This is a genomic window from Leucobacter komagatae (assembly GCF_000834055.1).
In the GTDB taxonomy this organism is placed as follows: Bacteria; Actinomycetota; Actinomycetes; order Actinomycetales; family Microbacteriaceae; genus Leucobacter; species Leucobacter komagatae_A.
Genome location: NZ_JXSQ01000014.1, coordinates 81,511 through 87,989, shown reverse-complemented (window position 1 = coordinate 87,989; position 6,479 = coordinate 81,511). Strand labels below are relative to the sequence as shown.

Genomic DNA, 6,479 nt, shown 5'->3' with positions numbered 1-6,479 from the left:
TGACCACGAAGCGTTCCACGACGTTATCCCTGAGGGGAACACCCTCGCGTCCGCGCGGTCGAAGACGACTCCGGCGCCGCGGATGGTTGCGGGGTCGCCTGTGAAGTCAGCGTAGTTCTGCCACTGGCCGTCTACGAGCACCTGCACGGTTGCCCTGTCCGCCCCCTTCGGCAGCGCTGGATCCTCGAACGACACGAGTTCGAAGCGGTCCCAGAAGCCCTTGGTGGTGTCCTGAATGGTGAGGGTATCGAGTGGCGCGGTTGACCCGTTGGGCTGTGCGACGAGCTCAACACGCACTGGCGACTCAGGGTCGCTCTCGAATACCGTCTTATTCGTCCCGCTCGGGTGCTGCACGGCGACCGTCTTCGTCAGCCCGACCTTCACGGCGGCCTGAACGAGATCGACGGTCGCGTCGTCGCGCCGAGTTGGTTCGGCGTCCGGCTGCACGACCGCATCCCAGCCGCGCACGACAGCCTCGTTGGGCACGTGGATCACGCTGTCCGACGTGCCACCGCGCACCGCGTCACCCGAGATGCGCTCGGAAGTGCGCAGCTGCACATCAAGGTGCATCACGAGGTCATCACCGGAGACGATGCGGTTGCCAAGCTTCGCGGGGTCGGTGCCCGAGTAGGTGACCGCGATTCCGATCGCGTCGGGCAACGCAGCGCGGAACGCCGGGTGGTTGTCGAGCACCTGTTGCAGCGACCAAATCGCGGTCGAACCAGCGGCGCTTCCGTCGTTGAGCCACAGCTCGACCCTGCTTTCGGCAGTGTCAATGTACTTCGGCAGCTTGCCGAAGCTCACGCCGGTGAGCGTGAAGTTATTGAAGTGGTTCCCAGCCTGTGAGCGCACTTCGGCTGGGAAATCTCGCCCAGCGAAGGGGCGCGAATCGATGCCGGTCGCGTCGTCACCAGCGGGGCTAGCGGTGTCGGTGACACGGATCTTGCCGAGCTTCATGGTGCCGCGCGACTCTCCGCCTGTCGCCGCGGCGGCTGAGGCGTTGCGCGCCGTCAGCGTGTAGCGTGCACGCGGGTAGTCGGCCTGATCGATCTCACCGGCGTTTGGTGCGACCATGCTCAGGTTCGAGGCGAGCTTGCCGTCTGGCAGCGCCCTCACCTGCTTGGCGAGCGTGACGTTGGGCACGCCGTCAAGAATCTGGATCGTGTCGTTCGCGCGCACTCGCGCAGGGTTTCCGTCCTTCGGCGTTGCGGTCACACCAAACACGTTGTCAATGCAGCCGTCACCGCCTCCGTCACAGTTGAAAGCAGTGCCGGTCTCCTTGACCCACTTGTGCGTTCCGTCTGCGGTCCGCGCAATGTCGCGCAGCTGCCATTCGAGCTGGAACTTTCTGATCTCGCCCGAGGTGCTCACGCCGCTTCCCGGCGCGGGAGCGGTGAGGTTGGGGTCGGTGGCGTTGTGCGCCGCTTCACGGGCGGCAGTGTTCTCCTCGATGACGAGGCGCACACCGAGCGCACGCTCGCGTTCGGTCGCGGTGAGCGAGTACCCGATGAATCCCTTGGCGTCCATCCACCCGCCGGCTGGCGCGGAAACAGTCTGCCAAGTCTGGCCGTCCCAGAGCTCAACCTGCCGCACCAGGTCCCAGCGCAGCATCGGGTCGACCGCGGCATTCGCGTCGCCCCCAGCGAAGTGGATCGGGCGGATGCGTGTGAGGTTGAACGCCTCAAAGGCGGTTCCGGCGCCGCTCGCAGATGGCTGCACGGGATCCTGGAGCTCGACGGTCTGGTACACGCCCCGCGTGAGCGCCCACGACTGGGTGGAGAGGGTGCCAACGCTCGACTGCGAAGTGAGGGCGCTGTCGCGCCACTGCTTGTTTGCCCAGAGCGGGTTCACGGAGCCCGGGCCAGTGCCTGGGCCGTTCGGGTTGTCGCGGATTCCCGCTGTTACCTTGCTCGTCGACTCGCCGGTGACGATCCGGTCGTCGAGGGTTCCCTTCGCGGTCACCTTCGCGACGTTCTCGTACTGGCGCACGTCGGTGAATCCCGCCGTTGTTGGCTGGGAGTCGTCGCTGCGCAGCGTGGTGCGCGCTGTGAACGAGATGTTGGGCTTCACAAGGGTGGTCTGCGAGAAACCGTCGTCGTTCGTGTAGGCGAACCGCACGCCTGTCGCCCCGGCTGGGATGTCGATCGGCGCATCCTCTGCCGGGTTCTTCGCGAGCTGTTTCCACGCCCCGTCAGCGTCCATGTAGCTGATCGTGAGATCGGACTGGGTGACGGGGCTGCCGCTGTTCGCCGGCCGCGCGATCGGGGGGAGGATCTGTTTGGCGTCAAAGCCGTCCCAGAAGGTGCCGTCCTTGCCAAGCACATCCTCAACGATAATCTCCGTCGGTTGCGTGCGCCCGCCAGAGGTCTTCACCTCGGTGTCGAGCTGCACCACGACGTCCTGGCCGGGTGTCACGATGCCAGGGCCAACACGCTTCTTGATGTTCGTGTCGATCCGCGGCGCGACGTACGCGACCGTGGCCGACGCCGACGATGTTGCGTGCGGCAGGCTCTCCCGTTCACCGGTGACCTCGATGGTGTTGACGAGCCGCCCCGTCTGTTTGCCCGGCTGCACGAAGGAATCCGCTGCGCTCGATGCGAGCTCGTAGCGAATCTCGCTCGCGGCGCCCGGCACGATCGCGCCGGTGAAGGTGATCTCGAATCCCGCAACGACCTTGCCAGCGGCGGGCGCTGGAAGCTCGGCAAGCGCATCGAGCGCCACGGCCTCAACCGTGCCGTCAGCGTAGGTCCAAGTGAGTTTACCGGCCGTCGCTCCCTGCGGCCAGACGGCCTCGGGCGAGCCGGCTGCGAAACCAGCGAACGAGAGCGTTTCGCCGAGGAACAGCGGGTCTGAACCCTTGGCGGGCTCGGTGATCGTGAGGCTGTCGAGGGTCGTGCTCGCCGGTGCGTCGCGGTTCAGTGCGCGCAGCACAACGCCAACCGAATCGCCCGCGGTCACGCCACCGAGCTGCGTTGTCTCTGCACCGTCTGGCAGCGGGTAGAAGCGCTTCTGCGAGTCGACGCCAATCGCCTCAGGCGCCACGGTGAACGGCGCGTCGGTCTGCTTCGACACCGGCTCCTCCCCTGGCACCTCGACGGTCGCGAGCACATCGTTGGTGATGGCGTAGCCCTTGGATACGGTCGCGCCGCTCGCACGGTGCGTTGCGCGCTGGGTCACCGCGAACCCCTGTGACACGCTCGTGCCAGGTGGAATCTCGCCGGCGTAGCTCAGCCGCATGCCAGCGATATCGCCGTTCGGGATCGCGCTGTCCCACGCCACCCAGTTCCAGGTTCCGCCAGCGAGCCGGTACACCTCGACCGTTGCGGACGTCGCACCGCTCGGGAGGTTCGTTGTCGGACCAGCTGGTGCGGTAAACCCGGCGAAGTCGACGTAATTGAAGGGGTTGTCTTTCGGGAGTTCGGTCGCGCCTTCTGGTGCGAGCGCTGGGTCGGCCGGATCCTGGAGGCGCAGTGCGCTCGCACTCACGTTCGCGGCCTGTGTGCCGCCGATCGTGAGATCGGATTTCGTGCCCGGCCGGAAGTTCTGGGTCTCAGGAGACCAGGTCTTAGCGGGGGTGACGTCAACCTTGATGGGGTTGTCAATGGCGATGATCGCGGTGTCGCTCGTCTCGAGCTCCTGCTCGCCAGCTTTCGCTGAGAACGTCGCCGTGTTCGCGAGGTCGCGTCGCAGGATCGGATCGTCGGCTGCGAGGCCCTCCGGGATGGTGAGGGTGTACTCAAGCACACCGGTGTCTCGGGTCGACATGCCAATGCCTTCGGGGTTCGATGCCCCGGTCTGGACTGGCTGTTCAACACCGACGGTGATGGTGCGCTCGGCTGCGCTGCCGCCGACCGTGCCGGAGAGCGGACCGTCTGGCGCTCCGCCCGTGGTGATTCCAGGCATGTCGAGCGTGACATCGCGGGTGCTGCCGCCGACGACGGCGCTCAGCCCTGTGATCTGCCAGCCAGCGAATTCAGCTGGCAGCACGTCAACGACGCGGACCGGAGCATCCGCGTCCGCGTCGTTGACTCTGAACTCCACCCAGTACGACACTGAGTCGCCAGGGCGGAGTTCTCGGCTGGCATCGACGTAGTCTCCGTCGAGGTGTTTCACCTTCTTCACGAGCATCAGCGAGGCGCCCTCGCTCGCTATCGCGGCCGAAGCGCCGCCACCGGTCACCATTACGGTGCCGGCGAGCAACGCCGCTATTCCCCCCGCGATGAACTTCGAGAACGTTCGCCTCATTCGATTTCCGGCAGCGCCGGAACGGAACACGTCAAATACCACTTTGTTTCTTCCCCCTGTTGAAACGTCGTGCCCCCGCACGACTGTTGCCCGGCGCTTGGCCTCTCGGCTCCCCGAGGGGAGCCAAGACAATTGCCGGGCACTTACTAACACGGGCGAACAACGAAATCGTGACGCGCGGATGGAAAAATTATTCTCAGAGCAACTTTTTTCCCATTTTTCAGAAAAATCACCGATACTGGGCACTGGGGATTCTCAAGCGACTGCTTGATGACGACGGATGTCGTGTCTCACGCGTACCCGCTTACGGGCGCGTCTGCGGGCACGACTTTGGGGGAAATACTTGAGCAAAGAAGGTATCCGGCTGTGGGAGGCCATGTCGGATGAGCGGCTTCTCCGTGCGTGCCGAGACGGCGATACGGACGCGTTTGCTGTGCTCTGGGAGCGGCACAGGCGTGCCGGTTTCGTTGCGGCCAGAAACCTGGCGCCGTCGCTCGACCCTGACGACCTCGTCTCGGACGCTTATCTGAAGATTTTCGAGCTCGTTCGTGAGGGGCGCGGCCCGCAAGAGACCTTCAGGCCCTACCTGTACCAGGTCATCAGGTCCGTTGCAGCCGACCGCTTCCGTGCAGGCGAACATGCCACCGTTGAGCTCACCGACGCTCCGGAGCTGCATGAGGCGGCGCCGTGGGAAGACAACGCATTCGACCTCAACGCGGTCGCTGATGCGTTCGCGAAACTTACCCCGCGGTGGCAGGCTGCGCTGTGGTACACCGAGGTTGAGGGCCTGCCGCCTCGGGAAGCAGCCCTGTTCCTCGGGCTGTCGGCGAACAGCACGTCTGCGCTTGCCGCACGCGCGCGCGACGCTCTGAAGTCGGGGTGGGTCGAGGCACACATCGACCGCGAACTCGCCGACGGTGCGTGCCAGTTCACCCTCGAGCACCTGCAGCGCTTCCAACGCGGCAAGCTCACCTCCCGGCTCGCTCGTGAGGTCGAATCACATCTCGGCGGCTGTGCATCGTGCACGAAAGCCGCTGCCGAGTCGACGACGCTCAACAGGCAGCTCGGTCTCGTGCTCGCCTGGCTCTCGCTCGGCGGCGTCGGCACTGCGTTGCTCGCAGAGCAGCTCGGCCTGTCGCAGCAACTCGGGGTCGCAGGTGCCGCAGCCGGCGCCGCTTCGCTCGGCGGTGCCGGCGGCGGTTCCGGCGGTGCAGGCGGCGGCGCTAGCGGTGTCGCTGCCGGCACCAGCGGCGCTGCCGCCTCGACGACCGGCGGACTCGTTGCAAGTATTGGCATGCCAGCTATCGTCACGACCGGCTCGGGGCTGCTTGCAGCGGCGGTCATCGGCGTCACGGTCGTCTCGCTCACCCTCACAGGGGCGAGCCCGGCGCCTCCGAAGAACTCGCCGGTGGGGGTCGCGGAGTCAACGGTAACCGCAGACGATGCTGGTGACGGCTCAACGGACGAGACGGAACGCCAGCCCAAACCCGACGCCAAGAGCGCCGACGATACCGCCCCAGCGCGCGAGACGGAGCCAACCGCGCCCAAACACACGCCGCCCGAGCCCGGACAGGCCGGGCCCGCTGCCCCGAACCCGCTGCCGACTGACGAGGGGCCGGCACTACCACCGACGGAGGGGCCGGGAACGCCCCCGGTGAATCCTCCGGTGCGTCCACCCGTTGAACCGCCTGTGAAACCGCCGGTTGACCCACCCGTCACACCGCCGGTAACCCCACCCGTGAAACCGCCAGTGAAACCCGAGGAGCCCGGGGATCCCGCGTTGCGGGTCGGCTACCAGTGCATGCTCCCCGGCTTCGGCCTCATCGGAAGCGCAAACCGCTACGGGGTGATTCAGCTCAGGGGGTCGGTTGACGGGAAAGTACCGGTCGAGATAAAGGATCCCGCGTTCGATCCCGGTCTCGAGGGGCAGCCTGGCAACGTGTTCTCGAACGGGGTCTACAACGACGGGCGAGGCAACACATTCGGAGTCGGCTTCATCACCAGGACGGGCAACAACCCACTTCCGCTCTGGCAGGCGAGCGATCCGTCGTTCCTGCCCGCGTGGGAGCTGCTCTTCCCCGGGGCGGAGCTCGGTGACGTCGCCCTGGAGATGCGCCTCGTGACCCCAGACAAGCGCTCCTCGCCCTGGCAGTCGATCGACGCGTCGCGCCACTGCATCCCCTAGCGCGATGGCGGCGGGGAGCGCACTCCCAGCCGCATGTTCGGCTACAGAC

Annotated in this window: 2 protein-coding genes; one reads left to right on the top strand and one right to left on the bottom strand. The window is 66.1% G+C overall.

Annotation, left to right across the window (positions count from 1 at the left end; translation table 11 throughout):
- A partial coding sequence (locus SD72_RS11045; RefSeq protein WP_042544501.1) for a hypothetical protein occupies window positions 1-4,245 on the bottom strand: 4,245 nt, incomplete at its 3' end.
- A gap of 343 nt (window positions 4,246-4,588) precedes the next feature.
- On the opposite strand from SD72_RS11045, the gene SD72_RS17005 reads away from it, so the two are divergent.
- Complete coding sequence (locus SD72_RS17005) at window positions 4,589-6,430, top strand: sigma-70 family RNA polymerase sigma factor (RefSeq protein WP_198141944.1); 1,842 nt, start codon at window positions 4,589-4,591, stop codon at window positions 6,428-6,430.
- The last annotated feature ends 49 nt before the right edge of the window (window positions 6,431-6,479 follow it).